At 63.3% G+C, this 18,947-nt stretch carries 19 protein-coding genes; 11 read left to right on the top strand and 8 right to left on the bottom strand.

What is annotated here, in order from left to right; genetic code table 11:
• Positions 1-13 precede the first annotated feature (13 nt).
• The 5 genes from purE (at position 14) to EJ075_RS33525 (ending at position 2,932) form a co-directional block, all read left to right on the top strand.
• A complete protein-coding gene (gene purE / locus EJ075_RS12785) occupies positions 14-511 on the top strand; it encodes a 5-(carboxyamino)imidazole ribonucleotide mutase (RefSeq protein ID WP_126104578.1) in 498 nt (165 codons plus the stop codon).
• Positions 508-1,584, top strand: coding sequence for a 5-(carboxyamino)imidazole ribonucleotide synthase (locus EJ075_RS12780; RefSeq protein WP_126104577.1), 1,077 nt, complete (start codon positions 508-510; stop codon positions 1,582-1,584). The genes purE and EJ075_RS12780 overlap by 4 nt, the downstream gene beginning before the upstream one ends.
• A 189-nt stretch (positions 1,585-1,773) precedes the next feature.
• Positions 1,774-1,899: a type B 50S ribosomal protein L36 gene (gene ykgO, locus EJ075_RS12775; protein WP_006327841.1), complete on the top strand. Its 126-nt coding sequence runs from the start codon at positions 1,774-1,776 to the stop codon at positions 1,897-1,899.
• A gap of 114 nt (positions 1,900-2,013) precedes the next feature.
• Positions 2,014-2,598, top strand: a complete 585-nt coding sequence (locus tag EJ075_RS12770; protein ID WP_095487320.1) for a hypothetical protein — start codon at positions 2,014-2,016, stop codon at positions 2,596-2,598.
• 130 nt (positions 2,599-2,728) lie between these two features.
• Positions 2,729-2,932 carry a hypothetical protein gene (locus EJ075_RS33525; protein ID WP_095487322.1) on the top strand — a complete coding sequence of 68 codons (204 nt, stop codon included), beginning with the start codon at positions 2,729-2,731 and terminating at the stop codon, positions 2,930-2,932.
• A gap of 161 nt (positions 2,933-3,093) precedes the next feature.
• Here the strand turns inward: EJ075_RS33525 and pyk are convergent, their stop codons facing one another.
• Both pyk and EJ075_RS12755 read right to left on the bottom strand, forming a co-directional pair.
• Positions 3,094-4,530, bottom strand: coding sequence for a pyruvate kinase (gene pyk / locus EJ075_RS12760; RefSeq protein ID WP_126104576.1), 1,437 nt, complete (start codon positions 4,528-4,530; stop codon positions 3,094-3,096).
• Positions 4,527-4,973 (bottom strand): DUF1036 domain-containing protein, encoded by a 447-nt coding sequence (locus EJ075_RS12755; protein ID WP_245329986.1) that lies wholly within the window; start codon positions 4,971-4,973, stop codon positions 4,527-4,529. The genes pyk and EJ075_RS12755 overlap by 4 nt, the downstream gene beginning before the upstream one ends.
• A 287-nt stretch (positions 4,974-5,260) precedes the next feature.
• Here EJ075_RS12755 and EJ075_RS12750 point away from each other — a divergent pair, with 287 nt between their 5' ends.
• The 4 genes from EJ075_RS12750 (at position 5,261) to EJ075_RS12735 (ending at position 8,446) form a co-directional block, all read left to right on the top strand.
• On the top strand, positions 5,261-6,058 hold the full coding sequence (locus EJ075_RS12750; RefSeq protein ID WP_126104575.1) for an N-formylglutamate amidohydrolase: 798 nt from the start codon (positions 5,261-5,263) through the stop codon (positions 6,056-6,058).
• Between the two features lie 27 nt (positions 6,059-6,085).
• A complete protein-coding gene (locus EJ075_RS12745) occupies positions 6,086-6,394 on the top strand; it encodes a DUF1244 domain-containing protein (protein ID WP_095487328.1) in 309 nt (102 codons plus the stop codon).
• A 76-nt stretch (positions 6,395-6,470) separates the two neighbouring features.
• Positions 6,471-7,142, top strand: a complete 672-nt coding sequence (locus tag EJ075_RS12740) for a DNA alkylation repair protein (protein ID WP_126104574.1) — start codon at positions 6,471-6,473, stop codon at positions 7,140-7,142.
• Between the two features lie 107 nt (positions 7,143-7,249).
• The gene (locus EJ075_RS12735) at positions 7,250-8,446 is read left to right on the top strand and encodes an MFS transporter (protein WP_126104573.1); all 1,197 of its coding nucleotides are present in this window, start codon (positions 7,250-7,252) and stop codon (positions 8,444-8,446) included.
• On the opposite strand, the gene EJ075_RS12730 is transcribed toward EJ075_RS12735, so the two are convergent.
• Entirely contained in the window at positions 8,404-9,315 is a 912-nt protein-coding gene (locus EJ075_RS12730; protein WP_126104572.1) for a LysR family transcriptional regulator, read from the bottom strand. The genes EJ075_RS12735 and EJ075_RS12730 overlap by 43 nt on opposite strands.
• A gap of 94 nt (positions 9,316-9,409) precedes the next feature.
• Between EJ075_RS12730 and EJ075_RS12725 the strand changes: the two genes are divergently transcribed.
• Complete coding sequence (locus EJ075_RS12725; RefSeq protein ID WP_126104571.1) at positions 9,410-10,375, top strand: NAD-dependent epimerase/dehydratase family protein; 966 nt, start codon at positions 9,410-9,412, stop codon at positions 10,373-10,375.
• Between the two features lie 70 nt (positions 10,376-10,445).
• Here EJ075_RS12725 and EJ075_RS12720 read toward each other — a convergent pair whose 3' ends face one another.
• The 5 genes from EJ075_RS12720 to EJ075_RS12700 all read right to left on the bottom strand — a co-directional run bounded on the left by EJ075_RS12720 (position 10,446) and on the right by EJ075_RS12700 (position 18,224).
• Positions 10,446-10,604 (bottom strand): DUF3309 family protein, encoded by a 159-nt coding sequence (locus EJ075_RS12720; protein ID WP_077375416.1) that lies wholly within the window; start codon positions 10,602-10,604, stop codon positions 10,446-10,448.
• Positions 10,605-10,725: 121 nt separating this feature from the next.
• Positions 10,726-13,902 carry an efflux RND transporter permease subunit gene (locus EJ075_RS12715; RefSeq protein ID WP_126104570.1) on the bottom strand — a complete coding sequence of 1,059 codons (3,177 nt, stop codon included), beginning with the start codon at positions 13,900-13,902 and terminating at the stop codon, positions 10,726-10,728.
• 2 nt (positions 13,903-13,904) lie between these two features.
• Positions 13,905-15,086: an efflux RND transporter periplasmic adaptor subunit gene (locus tag EJ075_RS12710; RefSeq protein WP_126107325.1), complete on the bottom strand. Its 1,182-nt coding sequence runs from the start codon at positions 15,084-15,086 to the stop codon at positions 13,905-13,907.
• Positions 15,087-15,486: 400 nt separating this feature from the next.
• Complete coding sequence (locus EJ075_RS12705; protein WP_126104569.1) at positions 15,487-17,760, bottom strand: xanthine dehydrogenase family protein molybdopterin-binding subunit; 2,274 nt, start codon at positions 17,758-17,760, stop codon at positions 15,487-15,489.
• 2 nt (positions 17,761-17,762) lie between these two features.
• Positions 17,763-18,224, bottom strand: a complete 462-nt coding sequence (locus tag EJ075_RS12700; RefSeq protein ID WP_095487340.1) for a (2Fe-2S)-binding protein — start codon at positions 18,222-18,224, stop codon at positions 17,763-17,765.
• A gap of 117 nt (positions 18,225-18,341) precedes the next feature.
• On the opposite strand from EJ075_RS12700, the gene EJ075_RS12695 reads away from it, so the two are divergent.
• Positions 18,342-18,941: a TetR/AcrR family transcriptional regulator gene (locus EJ075_RS12695; protein WP_126104568.1), complete on the top strand. Its 600-nt coding sequence runs from the start codon at positions 18,342-18,344 to the stop codon at positions 18,939-18,941.
• The last annotated feature ends 6 nt before the right edge of the window (positions 18,942-18,947 follow it).

The raw sequence follows: 18,947 nt of genomic DNA, 5'->3' as shown, positions 1-18,947 counted from the left end.
CGGGAGCAGAAGCTTGGACGATCAACGCGCCGACGTCGCCATCATCATGGGCAGCCAGTCCGACTGGGCGACGATGCGCCACGCCGCCGAAACGCTGGAGGCGCTGGGCATCCCGCATAAGCGGCTGATCGTCTCGGCCCATCGCACCCCCGACCGGCTCTATGACTTCGCCAAGGGCGCCAAGGCGGCCGGTTTTCGGGTGATCATCGCCGGCGCCGGCGGTGCGGCGCACTTGCCGGGCATGACAGCGGCAATGACGCCGCTCCCCGTTTTTGGCGTGCCGGTGGAATCGAAGGCGCTTTCCGGACAGGACTCGCTGCTCTCCATCGTGCAGATGCCGGCAGGCATTCCGGTCGGCACGCTGGCCATCGGCAAGGCGGGCGCCATCAATGCCGCGCTTCTGGCTGCGGCCGTGCTGGCGCTAACCGACGAAAAGCTCGCTGCTCGGCTCGATGCCTGGCGCGCCGCCCAGACCGCCAAGGTCGCCGCCGAGCCCACGGACACGCCATGAGCCTGCCTGCGGGATCGACCATCGGCATCATCGGCGGCGGCCAGCTCGGCCGCATGCTGGCCATGGCTGCCGCCCGCCTCGGCTACCGCACGGTCGTGCTGGAACCGCAGCCGGATTGCCCGGCGGCACAGGTCGCCAACCGGCAGATCACCGCCGCCTATGACAATACGGCCGCGCTCGCCGAACTGGCTGCAGTCAGCGCGGTCGTCACCTACGAGTTCGAGAACGTGCCGGTCGTGGCCGCCAGCGCGCTTGCCGTCACGGTCCCGGTCTATCCGCCGGCACGCGCACTGGAAGTGGCGCAGGACCGGGTGGCGGAGAAGAAGTTCCTCAACGGCATCGGCATTCCCACGGCGGATTTCTGTCCCGTCGACAATGACGACGAATTGACGGCGGCGCTGAAAAAGTTCGACGGCAGCGGCATATTGAAGACGCGGCGCATGGGCTATGACGGCAAGGGCCAGCGTGTCTTCCGCAACATGGAAACGGGCGGCTTTGCCGGCACCTGCGAGGCGATGGGCAACGTGCCGTTGATCCTCGAATCCTTCGTCGCCTTCGAACGCGAGATTTCGGTGATCGCGGCGCGCGGCATAGACGGTTCGCTCGCAGCCTACGACCCGGCAGAAAACGTCCACCGCGACGGCATCCTGCACAGCTCGACCTTGCCAGCCAGGATAGGCTCCGAAACCGCCGCTGCGGCGCAGGCAGCAGCAGCAGAGATACTTGCCGCACTCGACTATGTCGGCGTCATCGGCATCGAGTTCTTTGTCCTTGCCGACGGCGCGCTGCTGGCCAATGAGATCGCGCCGCGTGTTCACAATTCCGGCCACTGGACGGAAGCCGCCTGCATCGTCTCGCAGTTTGAGCAGCATATTCGTGCTGTCGCCGGCCTGCCCTTGGGAAATCCCGGCCGCCATTTTGACTGCGTCATGGAAAACCTGATCGGCGACGACATCCTGCGCGTCCCAGCGCTGCTCGCCGAGCCTGACCTGATGCTGCATCTCTATGGCAAGGCCGAGGCGCGTCCCGGCCGCAAAATGGGCCATTTTACGCGAATGAGCCGTCGCCGCTGAGGCTATTGGACGGCGCCGCTCTAACGCCGTCGATAGAGCAGAAACTCAAAATCCGCCGCACCATGAAGCATGCTGCGGTTGACACGGGCAAGGCTCCTCGTTTATGAGCCACGCACAAGTTGAGAGGCGCGCTTTCCGAGCGCGCCTTAATAATTCGGCCCAAGCGGGCCCAGACCGACGGGCAAGACCATGAAGATCAAGAATTCGCTCAAGGCGCTCAAGGCGCGTCACCGCGACAACCAGCTGGTTCGCCGCAAGGGCCGCGTGTACATCATCAACAAGACCGCTCCGCGCTACAAGGCGCGCCAGGGCTGAGTCTTTTCGCGTGGAGGCCTGCCTCCACGCTTGCATGATGTAATTGCTGGCCTCCCGGCCCTCTCACGCTAAATTCAGTTTGACGATCTGCCGTCCGGGGTTAGATTCTCGGCCATGCGGATTCGTTTTGCATTCTTCGCGGCGCTTTTTCTTTTCGGCTCCGCCGTACCTCCGGCTCAAGCGGAGGACACGGTCGCCCCTCCGATTGCCACGACCAGGGAGGCAAGGCTCGACCAGCTGTTTGTCGACCTGAAGCGCGAGCGCAACGAAAAAGCCGCAGAGCGCATCGCCGCGCGCATCTCGAACGAGTGGGTGCAATCCGGCAGCGCCTCGATCGACCTGATGATGCAATGGTCGCAAAAGGCGGTCGAAGAGAAAAAGTTCGACGTGGCGCTCGACTTCCTCGACCAGGTGGTGACCTTGCAACCGGCCTATGCGGAAGGCTGGAACCGGCGCGCCACCGTACATTTCATGATGAATAATTTTGGGAAATCGATGGCGGACATCGACCGCACGCTGCAGCTCGAGCCGCGCCATTTCGGCGCGCTGTCCGGCCTGGCACAGATCATGGCCGTAACCGGCCACAAGGAATCGGCGCTGGAAGCCTGGCAGCGCGTGCTCAGCATCTATCCGATGCTGCGCAGCGCCCAGGATCAGGTCGGCACGCTTTCGGAAGAACTTGCCGGCGAAGGGATTTGATGCCGGTGGACCAGTGCGCCTGGCTGCGACGCTCCACGGCAATTTCAACATTGCTGCCGTTCTTGCAGTGCTGCTTGTCGGTGAGCGCGAGGTGTGGTTTCCTGTCTAGGGTTGGAGCGGTTCGGCAATCATGATCGCAGCTTACATCGACGAATTCATAATGTTTTGCGCCGGTCTATGGATGTCGGGCGTCGGCTACGGGTTCTTTCAGCTGCCGAACCAACCCCAAACCGGACAACAGACTTGGCTGGCACGCCTTCCCAGCCATTTCAAATGGATGGGACCGCTCTTGCTGATAATCGCGATCGTGCTCGCCGTCGCCTCACCTTCTTGATCGGCAATAAGTCGCTACGCTCCCAGTCCCATCGAGGCGAGGCTTCAGCTTGGTGAATTCGGCGTGAGCGGCCTAAAGCCGTCGCGTTTGAATGGATTCTTGCGACGCGCTTTAAGTCTTTGTTTTTACCCAAATCGCTGCGCATCTTTGGGTGATTTGCTCTAGCGCCTGATCTGGGCGTCCGAACCGACATAGGCGATGCGCAGCATGTTGGTGGAGCCCGGCGTCCTCAGCGGCACGCCGGCCGTGATGATGACCCGGTCGCCCGGCTTGCCGAACCCTTCGTCCAAAGCGATGCGGCAAGCGCGGTCGACCATGTCGTCGAGGTCGATGGCATCGGGCGAGACGACACAATGCGTGCCCCACAAAAGCGACAGCCGCCGCGCCGTGTTGACAATCGGCGACAGCGCGACGATCGGCACCTGCGGCCGCTCGCGCGCGGCGCGCAGGCCGGTCGTGCCCGACGCCGTATAGCTGATGATCGCCGACAGTTTCAGCGTCTCGGCGATTTCGCGGGCGGCGAGCGAGATGGCGTCGGCGCCGGTCGCTTCAGGCTCCGAGCGCTGTGCATTGATGATGCCGGCATAGGTCGGGTCGGTTTCGACCTTGCTGGCGATGCGGTTCATCATCGCCACCGCCTCGACCGGGTAGGAGCCGGCCGCGGATTCGGCCGAAAGCATGATGGCGTCGGCGCCTTCGAACACGGCGATCGAGACGTCCGACACTTCGGCGCGGGTCGGCACTGGCGCGGTGATCATCGATTCCAGCATCTGCGTGGCGATCACCACCGGCTTGCCGGCGCGGCGCGCGGCGCGGGTGATCTGCTTCTGGATGCCGGGCACGGCTTCGAGCGGCATTTCAACGCCGAGATCGCCGCGAGCAACCATCAGTGCGTCCGAAAGTTCGATGATCTCGGCCAGCCGGGCGACGGCTTGCGGCTTTTCGATCTTGGCCATGATGAGCGCCCGGCCGCGCGCGATCTTGCGCGCTTCCGCCAGATCCTCCGGACGCTGCACGAACGACAGCGCCACCCAGTCGACGCCGGTGGCCAGCACCGCATCCAGGTCCCTGCGGTCCTTTTCGGTCAGCGCGCCGACCGGTAGGTCGGTGTCGGGCAGGCTGACGCCCTTCTTGTCGGAGATGGTGGTGCCGGCCACGACGGTGCAGACGATCGCCTTGCCGTCGCTCCTCACCGCCTTCAGCTCGAGCTTGCCGTCATCGATCAAAAGGCGGTGACCGGCCTCGACCGATCTCAGGATTTCGGGGTGGGGCAGATAGACCCTGGTCGAATTGCCGGGCTCGGGATTGTCGTCGAGCGTGAACGTCTGGCCGCGTGTCAGCGCCTCCTTGCCGTTGGCGAATTTGCCGACCCGCAGCTTGGGCCCCTGCAGGTCGGCGAGAATGCCGATCGGCCGGCCGACCGCTTTCTCGACGTTGCGGATGCGACCGACAAGTGTGCGCATCAATTCATGATCGGTGTGGCTCATATTGATGCGAAACACGTCGGCGCCGGCTTCGAAGAGCTTCTTCAGCATGTCCTCGGAGGAGGAGGCCGGACCGATGGTGGCGAGTATCTTGACCTTGCGGCTGCGTCTCATTGACTGTTTGTTCCCGGGGCGGCTGGAGCGCCCCCCGTTGCGGGGTCATCGGTCAGCTGGACCATCCAGCTTGCCTGCTCGCCCGTGTCATATTCCTGGAATCCGGCGCGCTGGAAGCCCCGAGCGACGCAATCGGCAACGCCGGCGATCTTGAACTCTTTTTCGGCCACGCACATGTTGATCGGGCCATCCCAGCGCCCGCCACGCTCGGCGTCTTCTGCATAAAGATAGTAAAACCTTGATGACAGCGGCCCTTCGATCAACGTCTTGCAGCTCGATCCCTCGATATGCCACCAGCCCTCGGTGATCCAGCCGGCCTTGGCGCGATAGCCGATGCCGACGCCGACCAGATTCTGCGTGGCGTTGCAGACACGGAAATCGGCGCGCGCGGGCGAGGCAGCAACCATCGCGGCGAGGCCCACGGCAAGGGTCAGGAGCGGCATGGCGAAGCCGTAGCGCACGCGCGACTTGCCGGCGGAACCCATCCTGAAACCCTTCAAGAACCACATTTGCATCTCTCAACGCCCCTTTTCGGAAAAGTCCGGGCGCATGTCAACGCGCCCTTTTGCTCAATTCCAATCGATTTAGAAAGGCTCCGGCGCATGGTCTGTCACCTTCCGCCAGATTTCCGCAGAAACCGTGGCCAAACGACGGCATTGCGCACGCGTCCTCTTCGTGGAATGACGATACCACCCTCCCCGGAAGCCAGCGAACAGACCATTTCCCGCCGATGACCCGATCCACAGTTTTCGCGCCATTCGACATCGTCGAAGGCGACCGCAAGCGAGGCGTCGTGCTCTTGGCCGATCACGCTCGTCGCGACCTGCCGGAGGACTATGGCAGCCTCGGCCTGCCGGCGGTGGAATTCGACCGCCATATCGCCTACGACATCGGTGTCGAGACAGTGACGCGCGAGCTGGCGGCTTTGCTCGGCGTGCCGGCGGTGCTCACCAACTTTTCGCGGCTTCTGATCGACCCCAATCGCGGCGAGGACGATCCGACGCTGATCCGCCAACTCTATGACGGCACCGTCATTTCGGGAAATTATCCGCTCGCCCCGGAAGAACGTGAAAGGCGGCTCGATCGCTTCTACCGGCCCTATCACGATGCGGTCGGCGCCATGATTGCCTCGGTGGCCCAGGCTTCCGCGAGTGCGCCCTTCATCTTTTCGGTACATTCCTTCACCCCGTTCATGCAGGGCTTCGTGCGCCCCTGGCATGTCGGTATCTTGTGGGATCGCGACGACCGAGTGGCGCGACCGCTGATCGATATGCTGGCCGCCGACAAAGACCTCGTCGTCGGTGATAACGAGCCTTATGACGGCGCGCTACGTGGCGACACCATGTTCAGGCATGCCATCGTCAACGGCTTTGCCCATGCGCTGATCGAAATCCGCCAGGATCTGATCGCCGATGGGAAGAATGCGGTCGCCTGGGCCGAACGGCTGGCGCCGATCGTTGACGCGATCAACAGCCGTCCCGATATACATCAGGTCAAACGATTCGGCTCGCGCACCGGGCCGCTGTAAGGGAGGGCCCAAGGAGGCCAAGAACACATGACCGAACTCAGCGACGAGCAAAAACGCGATTTCGAAGCCGCCGCCTTCCGCCGGCTGGTTGCGCATCTGCGCGAACGCACGGACGTGCAGAACATCGACCTGATGAACCTCGCTGGCTTCTGCCGCAACTGCCTCTCCAACTGGTATCGCGACGCCGCCGAGGCCGAGGGCGTCGATCTCAGCAAGGACCAGTCGCGCGAGATCATCTACGGCATGCCCTATGCCGAATGGCAGACGCTCAATCAGCTTGACGCCTCCGATGCCAAGAAGGCGGAGTTCGAGGCAAGACGCCCCAGGGATCATTAGGATCGCTGAACGACCGAGTTCGGCCCGAGCCGGTCAGCGCAAACCGAGAGGAACGCTGCGAAGGGAGGAGAGCATCATGTCAACAGTCAAGGACGTCTTGCGCGAGCTCGTCGCGCTCGAAGATCCGAAGATGCGCGAGGCCAATGAACGCCGTGGCGACGATCACGGTGTGAACCTCACCCATCTTCGCGCTCTCGCCAAGCGATTGAAGACCCAGCATGACCTCGCACTTCAGCTCTGGGCTACAGGAGACACCGCCGCGCGCCTTGTCGCGACCCTGGTGTGCAGGCCGAAGGCCTTCTCTGCGGCCGAGCTCGACACGATGATAAGCGACATTCGCTCTCCCAAGCTGCTCGATTGGTTCATCGTGAACGTGGTGAAGCCCGGCCGCCACGCCGAAGAACTTCGTCCGGGCTGGAAGGACGGCGACGACCTTGTCGGTCGCGCAGGCTGGAGCCTGACGACCGAAAGGGTCGTCAAGAACGCCGAGTGCCTCGATCTCGATGCCCTGCTCGACCAGATTGAGAAGGAGATGAGAGAGGCGCCTGCCCTGAAACAATGGGCCATGAACCATTGCCTCGCCGAGATCGGCATTCACCACCCGAAACTTCGAACGCGAGCAATCGGGATTGGCGAACGGCTCGCTGTCCTCATCGACTATCCTGCATCGCCTGGCTGCACGCCACCTTATGCACCGATGTGGATCGCCGAGATGGTTCGCCGACGCGAGGGGACCGGAGGTCCATGACGGAACCTTTTGGCTTGGCCCAAGCACTTTCAACCGGGAGCGCTTGACTGGAAATTGAATCGATCTAATTTGCCGCGCGAAGCTATTTTCGCACCGGATTCTACACGATGGACACGCTAAAAATCATGCAGACCGCCATTCGTGGACGATGGGCCGTGGCGGCCATGTTCCTGGCCAACGGCTTTCTGACCGGCGCCTGGGCGCCGCAGATCCCGGTGTTCCTGACCCGGCTCGACATCTCGAAGTTCACGCTCGGCCTGCTGATCCTGCTGTTCGGCGCCGGCGCAGTCACGGCGATGACCTGGTGCGGCCACCTGATCTCCAGGCATGGATCGCGCACCGTGCTGCGCTGGTTCGGTCTCATCGGAAGCTTCGGCCTGCTGGTTGTGGCGCTCGCGCCCAATGTGCCGCTTGCGGCCATCGCCATGTTCATCTTCGGCGGTTCGATCGGCGGCATGGATGTCGCCATGAATGCCAATGCGGTGGTGGTGGAACGGCGGTTGTCCCGCGCCATCATGTCGTCCTCCCACGGCTTCTGGAGCCTTGGCGGTTTCGCCGGCGGCGCTCTCGGCGGGTTCGCCATCCAGAACTATGGTCATCTCGCCCATGCGATCGTAGTGACGGCGTTCGCTTTCGCCCTGGTTGCAGTGGCAGTCCGCTATCTGATCGCCGAAGACAAGCCGCTCCGAGGACCATCAAGGGGCACCGGGCAGCGCAAATTTGCCCTGCCTGGAAATCCGCTGGTCTATCTGGTCGGGCTGATGGCGCTGATGACGATGATCTCCGAGGGCGCGGTGCTCGACTGGGCGGCGCTGTATCTGCAGCAGGAACTCGGCGCCGATCTTGCCATCGCTGGCCTTGCCTACGCGGCCTTTTCCGGCATCATGGCCGTGATGCGTTTCTTTGGCGACGGCGTGCGCAACCGTTTCGGCGCGGTGACGACGCTGCGCGTCTCGGCCCTTGTCGCCGCTGCCGGCATGCTGGTGGCCGGGCTGGCGCCCTCGCCCTGGCTCGCCATCGCGGCTTTTGCCTTCTGCGGCTTCGGCATCGCCAATATGGTGCCGATCCTGTTTTCGGCTGGCGGCAACCAGGAAGGCATGTCGTCCGGCACCGGCATGAGTGTCGTCACCACAATGGGCTATTCCGGCATTCTGGTGGCGCCGTCGGCAATCGGCTTCATCGCCGAGCACTCAAGCTTCGGTCCGATCTTCGTCGCTTTGTCGGGGCTGCTGGTCGTCGTATTTTTGATGGCCGGGCTCGCTCACCGCGCCGAATTCGCTCCCGACGCAGCGCCAGCCGAATAGCGCTTCAACTCCTCATAGAGAAAATCCGCGACACGGCGGATGCGCACGCTGGTGCGCACGTCGCGGTGCATGGCCAGCCATACCGGCAGCGTCGGCAGCGCGAGGCCCGGCAGCAATGTCTCCACCAACGGATCGCGGTCGGCCAGCGGTTCCTGGCCAAAACCGATACCGTTTCCCGCCCGCACCGCCTCCCACAGCACAATCTGGTTGTCGGTCCTGAAGCGGAAGGCATTGCGGGTGAGCGGGACGCCAAACTGCGCAAAGCCGCGAATGATCTCGTCGCTGCGGTCGAAGCCGATCAGGTCGTGGCCGACGAGATCGCCGGGCTTGAGCGGACGACCGCGTCGGTCGAGATAGGATTTTGCCGCGCAGGCGCGGAGCGGAATGTCGGTCACCTTGCGCGCCACCAGCTCGTTCTGCGCCGGCTTGACCATGCGGATGGCGATATCGGCATCGCGGCGCAAAAGGTTCTCAACCTGGTTCGACGCGACAATCTCGACCTCGATGCCGGGCTCCTCGGCACCCAGCCGCGCCGTCATCTCGGGCAGGACATAGGCCGCCACCACCTCGCTGGCGGCAATCCGCACCGTGCCCTCGATCGCCTCGACCGATCCCAGTGCCAAAAGCGAAAAGGCGCTTGCCTGCTCGCTCACCGCTCGGCCGCGTTCATAGAGCGTGCTGCCGGCTTCGGTCAGCGCATAGCCGCGCCGCCCGCGCCGGAACAGGGTGACGCCGAGCGCCTGCTCCAGCTCGGCGATATGGCGGCCGAGCGTCGGCTGGCTTGCGGCCAGCTTACGCGCGGCAGCGGACAGGCTGCCGGTTTCCGCCACGGTGACGAAGCTCTTAATCAGGTTCCAGTCGATTTCCATTCAAAACTGAATATCATATCGCCAAATTCAGTCAATTTCCATTCATTTTCGAGCGGGTCATATTGCGAGCGTAACGCAAACACGGAGACGAAAAATGACCAAGATTGCAATTCTCGGTGCCAATGGCCGGCTCGGCCGCGTGGTGGCCAAGGCCTTTATCGACGCCGGCTATGATGTCCGCGCCGTCACCCGCAGCGGCAAGATACCGGCAGAGCTCACCGGCGCCACGGCCGCCGCCGGCGATGGCCTCGATCGCGAGGCGCTTATCCGCGCCACCGAAGGCGTCGACATCATCTTCAACGGCCTCAACCCGATCTACACCGACTGGGGGAAGTGCCTGCCGATGGCCGAGAACGTCATGGCCGCGTGCCGGGCGAACGACGCATTGCACCTCGCTCCAGGCAACGTTTACAATTACGGCTCACCGATGCCGACGGTGATCACCGAAGACACGCCATTTCTCCCGACGACCGAAAAGGGCCGCATCCGCGTCGCCATGGAAGACCTCTTTCGCCGCGAGGCCGAAGCGGGTCGAGTGCGCACCATTCTGCTGCGAGCCGGCGATTTTTTCGGCGGCACCGGCACCGGCTCGTGGTTCGATCTGATTGTGGCCGCCAAGATGGACAAGGGCGTCTATACGGCCCCCGGACCGGCCGATCTCGTGCATGAATGGGCCTATCTGCCAGACCTGGCCAAGGCTTTCGTCGGATTGACCGAAAACCTCAACAAGCTCGGCTCCTACGAGGCGCTGAACTTTCCGGGCCACGCCGTCACCGATCTGGAGATCAAGGCGACCGCGGAACAGGCCCTGGGGCGCACGCTGAAACTAACGTCGATGCCGTGGTGGGTGCTGCGCGCCGGCAGCCCGTTCGTGGCGATGTGGCGCGAGCTCGTCTCGATGTCCTACCTTCGCTTCGAGCCACACCAGCTAACCTCGGCGAGGCTGGAGGGCATCATCGGCACGATCCCGCATACGCCGCTGGATAAAGCCATCGCGGATGCCCTGAACGACATCGGCATTCCAACCGCCGGTGCAGCAGGCAACCGGATCGCCGCCTGACAGAAGATGCCTGATCAGGAGAAGCAGCGGCGGCCGATAGGCCTCCGCGGCTTGCCGTAGGCACAAGGCTTCAGATCCTGCCCATCAACAGCAGCACCAGCAGCACGATCAGAATGACGCCGACGATACCGGAAGGGCCATAGCCCCAGGATCGCGAATGCGGCCACGTCGGCACTGCGCCGATCAGGATGAGGATCAAAATAATGATGAGAATGGTGCTGAGCGTCATGAGAGATTCCTCGCCATGAGGTGCTACTATACCGCTACAATGCGAAAGGCCGCCCGGTTGTTCCCGAGCGGCCTCTTCTTTGAGCGGCCAATGGACGCGCGGCACTCCAAGCAAAATCGGCCTATTCGGCGGCCTTCGGGAAGGCGATCGCCGGTTCGGCGTCCAGCTCTGGTGTCGACTCCTCCGGCGAGATCGCACCCTTGCCGCGCCCAAACAAGCGGCTGAACCAGCCGCGCCGTGCGCCGGGCTTGACCTTGGCCCGGGTGAACACCATCAGCATCGACGGCGTTACCACCAGCGTCAGCACGGTGGCGAACGACAGGCCGAAGACGATCGCCGAGGACAGTGAAATCCACCATTGCGTCGACGGCGCGTTGATCGTCGTCTCGTGATGGAAGATTTCGAGGCCGAGGCCGAAGGCGATCGGCAACACGCCGAGAATCGCCGACACCGCCGTCAGCACGACGGGGCGCGCGCGTTCGCGGCAGGTCTGCAGCACCGCTTCGACCTTGTCCCAGCCCTCTTCACGCAGCCGGTCATAGGTGTCGATCAGCACGATGTTGTTGTTCACCACCACGCCGGCCAGCGCGATGACGCCGATGCCCGACATGACGATGCCGAATGTTTCTCCCGTTATCAGGAGTCCCAGGAACACGCCGACCGTTGCCATGACAACGCAGGACAGCACCAGCCAGACGCTGGTGAACTTGTTGAACTGCGCCAGAAGCACGATGAAGATCAGGAAGATCGCGGCGCCGAAAGCTTTGCTGAGGAAGGCGCTGGCCTCCGCGCTGTCCTCGTTCGAGCCTGCGAGCTTCCAGCGTATGCCGCTGCCGAGGTCCATGTCGGCGACGGCCTGGGTGACCTGCTGCTGGACAGCAGCGACCTGTTCGCCGGCGGCGACATTGGCCTGGATGACCACCGTGCGCGCGCCGTCGATGCGGTTGAGGATGCCGACGGTCGGCTCCGGCTTGCGCACGACGAAATTCGAGATCGGCACCGAGCCTTGCGAGGTCTGCACCCTGAGATCGTCGAGCGCCGACAGCGTGCGCCGGTCTTCCGGCAGGCGCAGCCTGATGTCGACGGCGTCATCCGCCCCGGCTGGCCGGTATTCACTGAGCTTCAGCCCATTCGTCACCAATTGCACCACCGTTCCGACCGAGGTCGGGCTGATGCCGTATTGTGCCGCCTTGGCGCGATCGACCTCAAGCGCCCAGTCGACGCCGGGCGGCGGCAGGCCGTCGGAAATGTCAATCACACCGGACACCTTGGCAATGCGGGCGGCGACCGCGCGTGCCTTGTCGTCGAGACCTTTCGGATCGACGGCCGAAAGCCTGATCTGGATCGGCTTGCCGGTGGGCGGGCCGGCCTCGGGCACGCGAACCTCGACGTCGACGCCGGGAATGCCGGCCATGACGCCGCGCAGTTCGTCCAGGATCGCATTCGCCGATTTGCGCTCGCGCCAGTCGACGAATTCGTATTGGATCACCCCGACCACGTCTTCAGGTATGTCCTGGCCACCGCCTTGCGTCTTGCCGACACGGGTATAGACCGACTTCACGCCTGGCCAGCCGAGAAGCCGGTCCTCGGCGATCTTTGTGGAGGCATCCATTTCGGCGAGCGAAAGGTTGCCGCGGGCGTGCACATAGAGCAGGCCGTAGTCAGGCTCGACATTCGGGAAGAACTCGACGCCTGCGCCGTATTTCGAATAGGCAAAGCCGACACCGAACAAAAGCGCGACGGTGAGCAGAAGCACGGTGACGGGAAAGCGCACCGCCTGCTTGACCACGGCCATGTACCAGCCATCACGGTTGTCGTCCTCGTCATGGGGCGGCGCCTTGGCGAACAAGGCGCCCAGCGTCGGCGCAAAGACCAGCGCATAGAGCATCGAGGCCGAAAGCGTGACGATCAGCGTGATCGGCATGTATTTCATGAAGTCGCCGATGATGCCTGGCCAGAACAGCAGAGGCGAAAAGGCGGCGATGCGCGTCATCGTCGCGGCGATGACCGGACCGGCCATGCGCTTGGCGGCAAGCTCGAAGGCCTCTGCCTTCGGCATGCCTTCGCTCATGCGCCGCTCGGCGAATTCGGTGACGATAATGGCATCGTCGACCAGCATGCCGACCGCCAGGATGAGGCTGAACAGCACGATCATGTTGATCGTGTAGCCCATCATGGCCAACAGAAGGATGCCGATCAGGAAAGACGATGGAATGGCGAGGCCAATCAGCACCGAGGCCCGGCCCGACAGCGCGTAGAGAATGACGATGAACACCAGGATCACGGCGATCACGACGTGGTTCTGCAGATCGCCGAGCAACTGGTTGACGAAGACCGACTTGTCCTGCGTGTAGGTGACATGCATGCCTTCCGGCATGGTCTTTATGAAGGCGTCGGAGACTTCCGTGACCTTGGCAATCGTATCGATCAGGTTGGCGCCGATGCGCTTCTTCACCTCGATTGCAATCGCCGGCTTGCCGTCGAGGCGGGTGACCGTCTCGGCATCCTTGAAGGTGGAGCGGATGGTGGCGATGTCCTTGGCCTGCACCACCGCGTTGGGGGTGGCCACGACCGGCAGGTTTGCGACGTCCTCCGGAGTCTCGATAAGCGAGGGAACCTTGACCGCGTATTTGCCTTCGGATCCTTCGATGTTGCCGGCGGCGACAAGACTGTTGGAATTGCCGACGGCGCCGATCAGCTGCTCGAGCTGCAGCCCGTAGGAAGATAGTTTCATCGGATCGATGACGACTTCGACGAGATCGTCGCGCGCGCCCTGCAGCGAGCCTTCCAGCACGCCCGGCACTTCCTCGATACGATCGCGCAACTCGCGCGCCGCCGCCGTCAGCACGCGTTCGGGCACCTCGCCCGACAGCGTCACCACCAGGACGGGGAATTCGGAGATGTTGACTTCGGTGACCACAGGCTCCTCGGCTGCCTGAGGCAGGTCGGCCTTGCCGTCCTGGACCTTGCTGCGTGTATCCTGCAGCGCCGTCGCCAGGTCCGTCTGCGGCTGGAACTCGACCAGCACATAGCCGCCGCCCTGGAAGGCGGCCGAGCGCATTTCCTTGAGGCCCTTGAGGCTTTTCAGCTTGGCTTCCATCGGCCGCAGCAGAAGGCGCTCCGAATCCTCGGGCGAGATGCCCTGATAGATCAGGCTGACATACATCATCGGAATCGGAACGTCGGGTTCCGCTTCCTTCGGCGTCGACTGATAGGCGACCGCACCCGCAAGGATGAGGAAGATCAGGACCGAAATGGTCAGCCGGGCATTGTTGATTGCGAGCTTGACGATATCCATGATTATTGCGTCCCGGCCGTCGCTTCGCCCAACAGCTTCTGGATGGTCGCCTGGTCGGCCTCGACCGGCTTGATCACTTCGCTTTCTTTCACCAGTTCCTGGCCGGCGACGATGATGCGCGCATCGGCAGGGATGCCGCCGAGCACCAGGCCGGTTGGCGTGTCGTCGACGAGGTCGATCGGGAAGAACACGACCTTGTCGTCCTTGTCGACGGCGCGAATGCCGAGGTCGCCCTTGTCGCCGAGCGTGACCACCGAGCGCGGCAGCATGACGGCGTCGGTCGGCTGCGCGCTCAGCGCGATCTCGGCCGTCATCCCGGCCGGAATGGTGCCCTCGGGATTGGGGATCGCGATCTCGACGCGGAAGGTGCGGGTGGCGGAGGAGGCGTCGCGGCTGATATAGCGCACGGTGCCCTCGACGGTCTGGCCGCTGACCAACCGTACATTCGCTTTGTCGCCGATCTTCAGATAGCCGAGATCACGTTCGCTGACTTCGCCGCGGGCAATTACCGGATCGAGCTTCAGAATGGTCGCCACCTCACCGCCCTGCATCACGGAACTGCCAAGCTCCACCGGCACCCGGTCGATGACGCCGTCGAACGGCGCCTTCACCTCGTTGCGGTCGAGCTCGGCCTGCGCGGCTTCCAGGTGCGACTGGGCCAGCGTGAGGTTGGAGCGGGCCGTGTCGAGCTGCAGCTTGGGCAGATTGCCGGTTTTCATCAGCCGCAACGCTGCATCGAGTTCGGCCTGACGCTGAACCAAAAGCTGCTTGGCGTTGCTGACCGCCGAAAGCTTTTCCTCGGCTGCCAACATCAGCACGAGGTCGCCGGTCTTGACGCGCTGTCCCTGCTTGACCGGCAGCTTGTCGATGACGCCGGCGACACGCGTCGCCAGGACCGCGCGCTTATCGGCTTCGGTCAGTCCGGAAATCCGGATGGCGCGCGCATAGGTGCGCCGCGGCGGGGTAATGACCGCGACGGTGCGTAAGGCTGCCTTTGGCTGTTCTGCCTCAGTGGGCTTGGGCTTACCCGCGTCAGCCGTGTTTGGCTGCTCGACTTCGCCTGCCTTGGGCTTGTTGTCGGCAGACGCGCTCCCGACGGACGAGAACTCGCCCGTCACCATCCAGGCAGCGAACCCGACAAGCACAACAATGGCTGCAAGCTTGTGAAACCTGTATTTCGGCATCATCGTTTTTCCAGTGCGCGGGAATCGGCCAGGCCGCGTCTTCTAACTCGGCGCGTCGCCGATATGGGTGCGCGCAAGGCCGTGTTCAACTTGCCGTGATCGACGAACGAGCTTCTACATCAAAGTTGCACCGCAATATAGTCAGAAAAGTTGATGGGTTATTACTTCGCTGGGCAGGACGCGCTCGCCGCCATGAGGCGCGCCGGACCAGCGCGGCCGTTCGTCTGCGACATCGCACTCGGCGCAACGCGGATGCAAGAGTACCGTGTAGACCGCATTCCTCGGGCAAACCCTTGGTTGCGTCGACCATCATCGGTTCTGTGTTCGGCTTTCCGGTGCCGTTGGGAAAGGCGCCATCGAAACAGCGTGGCAGCAGCTGTCAGCATGGTGGAAACCAGTTTCATGCGAAGGTCACCTCCCTCGACATGGGCAGTGTCCGGATGCGCTTGCCGGTCAGTGCGAAGATGGCGTTGGCGAGTGCCGGTGCCGCCGGCGGCGTGCCGACCTCGCCGACGCCGCCCATCTTGTGAAAATTCTCCAGTATTGCGACTTCGAACGCCGGACACTGGGAGATGCGCATGGCATCGTAGTCGTGAAAATTCGACTGTTCGACCATGCCGTCGGCAAAGCTGATTTCCTGAGCCATCGCCGCCGACAGGCCATAGATGGCGGCGGAGATGAGCTGCGCCTCGATGATGCCGGGATCGAGTGCGGTGCCGACATCGGCGGCGATCCACACCTTCTCAATGCGGATTCCGGCCGGCGTGTCGGCGACCTGGACGATCTCGCCGACCCAACTGCCGAAGGACAGCGTGAACGCCATGCCCTTGGCCTTGCCGGCGGGCAGCGCCTCGCCCCATTTTGCCATTTCGGCGACCTTCTCGACCACCTTCACCGCTGCCGGATAGGCAGCCATCAGCTTCTTGCGCAGTTCGACCGGATCGGTTTTCCCGGCGACGGCGATCTCGTCCAGAAATCCTTCATGGAAGAAGCCGTTGATTGAACTGCCGACCGATCGCCAGGAGCCGACAGGGATCGAGACGGGTGCGGCGACGCCAGTCACCCGGTAGTTCGGGATCGTATAGGGCTGGTTATGGGCTCCGTCGACGATCGACTTGTCGGGGCCGAGCGGCGATATCGAGGGAAACAGCCGGCGCAAGGTGCTGGCTATCAGCGATGGCGAGGCGATTGTCATGTCGACGGCGACCGGCATGCCGTCGCCGCCAAGCCGCGCCTGGAATTTGCCGATCGCGGCTGGCCGGTACGCGTCGTGGCGCATGTCCTCCTCGCGCGTCCAGATCACCTTGATCGGCCGGCCTGCGGTCTCCTTCGCCATCAGCGCGGCACAGAGCGCATAATCCACCTCGACACGTCGACCGAAACCGCCGCCCATGAATGTGGTGTGGACGTTGACCTTGTCCTGCTCGATGCCGACAACACTGGCGCAAAGCTGGCGCACCAAGGTCGGCGCCTGGTTGCCGCACCAGATGTCGAGGACGCCGTCCTTCAACCGCGCCGTGGCGTTCATCGGCTCCATCGTCGCATGTGCCAGATAGGGCACCGCGTAGTCGGCCTCGACTATTCTTTCGCGCGGCGCGTCGGCGAAGGCGGTATCGACATCGCCATCGTCGCGCATCACCGAGCCTTTGGTCCCAAGCGCCTGCTTCAGCACGTCGGAAATCGCGGCGCTGTCCAACGGATATTCGGGATCCGCCCATTCAGCGTCGATCGCCTCCGCCGCCTTGAATGCCGCCCAGGTGTTTTCGGCGATGATGCCGAAGCCGTGGCCGTAATTCGTTTCGATCGGCACGATCTTGATCACACCAGGCATTTTGCCGGCCTTGGAGAGGTCCGCCTTGACCGGCTTGGCCCAGAAGCGCGGGCTCATCTTGATCGTCCCGTACAGCATGTCCGGCAACGTCACGTCGATGCCGAAAATCGGCGCCCCGGTGACCTTGGCCGGCATGTCGATGCGTTTTTGCGGTTTGCCGAGCAGTTTCCAGTCAGCTTTGTCCTTGAGCCTGACATCCGCAGGCGGCGCCATCGTCGCAGCGGTCGCGGCGACAGCGCCATAGGTCACCGACTTGCCCGACGCCTTGTGCAGGACCCTGCCATTGGCCGTTTCCAGCTCGGCGGCGGCTATGCCGAGCTTTTGCGCGGCCGCTGCAATCAGCATCTGCCGCGCGGCGGCACCTGCCTGCCGCATCTTCAGGAAAGCGTCGCGCGTCGAGGCCGAGCCGCCTGTGCCTTGGAGGGCGAGGAATTTTCCGACCACGCCCATGCCGGCGCGCACTGCTTCCGCGGTCATGCTTTCGTCGAAGAAGGCGAACGGACCGCCCTCTTCCAGGATCGCTGAGTTGTAATAGGCGTAGGAGGCCGGGCCGTGCTCGACCTTGACCTGGTCGAGCCCGACATCAAGCTCTTCGGCAACCATGGCGGCGAGCGTCGTCGAGATGCCTTGTCCCATCTCGGCACGCGGCGCAACGATGGTGATGGTGTTGTCGGCGCCGATCTTCACATAGGGATTGAAGGTCGCTTCATCAGCGGCGAGATCGCCTTCCAGCGGATTCGGATAGGGTTTGCGATAGTAATAATAACCGACGGCGACGCCACCCGCGATGGCAGCCGCGCCGATGAGAAACGTGCGGCGGGCGGTCTTTCCGACACTGGCCATGGTCAGATCCCCGCCGTCTTGAGGACGACCGCTCGTCTGATCGCCGCGCGGATCTTCGGGTAGGTGCCGCAGCGGCAGAGATTGCCGCCCATAGCATTGTCGATGTCGGCATCGGTCGGGTCGGCAACCTCGTCGAGCAGCGCCACCGCGCTCATGATCTGGCCGGCCTGGCAGTAGCCGCACTGAGCGACCTGCTCTTCCAGCCATGCCTGCTGTACCGGATGCAGTCTGCCTTCGGTGCCGATGCCTTCGATCGTGATGACCGCGCCGGTGACCTCACCGACCGGCAATGAACAGGAGCGCACGGGCTGGCCGTCGACATGCACCGTGCAGGCGCCGCAGGCGGCAATGCCGCAGCCGAACTTCGGCCCGGTCTTGCCCATGAGATCCCGCAGCGCCCACAGCAGCGGCATTTCGGGATCGGCATTGATATCGAATGCCTGCCCGTCGACGGTGAGGCGCATGGGGATACCCTTCGTTGTCGTCTACAGCCCAGGGGAGAAGCGCTCGCTTCGTGCCTCAAACATCTTGACAAATTTCGTTATTTTGTCAACAGAGCTTTTGCAGGATAAAGTTGCACCATGATCGAGATCGAAGACATCGCCGACATAGACCCCAAACGCGCCCGTATCCTCGACGGCGCGATGAAGGTGTTTTTGGCCTATGGTTTCGCCCGCACCACCATGGACGACATTGCGCGTGCCGCCGATATGTCGCGGCCGGCGCTCTATCTCCAGTTCAAGAACAAGACCGACATCTACCGCGCCATCGCCATGATGCTGCTTGGCCGTTCGATCGAGCAGGCGAAAGCGGCGCTTGCCGGCGACAGCGCCTTCGCCGAGCGCATGACGCGGGCCATCGACGAAGCGCTGATCTCGATGATGCGCACCGTCCACGCCTCGCCGCACGGCGCTGAACTCCTCGACATGAAATCGAGCGTGGCCGATCTGGTCGGATGCTGGCGCGGCGGCCTTGTCGAGCATGTCGCAACCGCAATCGAGGACGAGGCCATCGAAAATGGCGTCGATCTCACCGCCAAGGGCCTGTCGGCAAAATTGCTGGCCGACATGCTGCTCGACGGGCTGGAAGGCATGAAGACGCGCATCAGCGATCCTGACGAACAGCGGCAAGCGGCGGCCGCACTGATCAGGGTGATCGATCTAGCCTTGAAAAAAGGCTGACGTCTC

It is taken from the genome of Mesorhizobium sp. M6A.T.Cr.TU.016.01.1.1, from assembly GCF_003952585.1.
Lineage (GTDB): Bacteria > Pseudomonadota > Alphaproteobacteria > Rhizobiales > Rhizobiaceae > Mesorhizobium > Mesorhizobium mediterraneum.
This window is presented reverse-complemented; position numbering and strand designations above follow the sequence as displayed.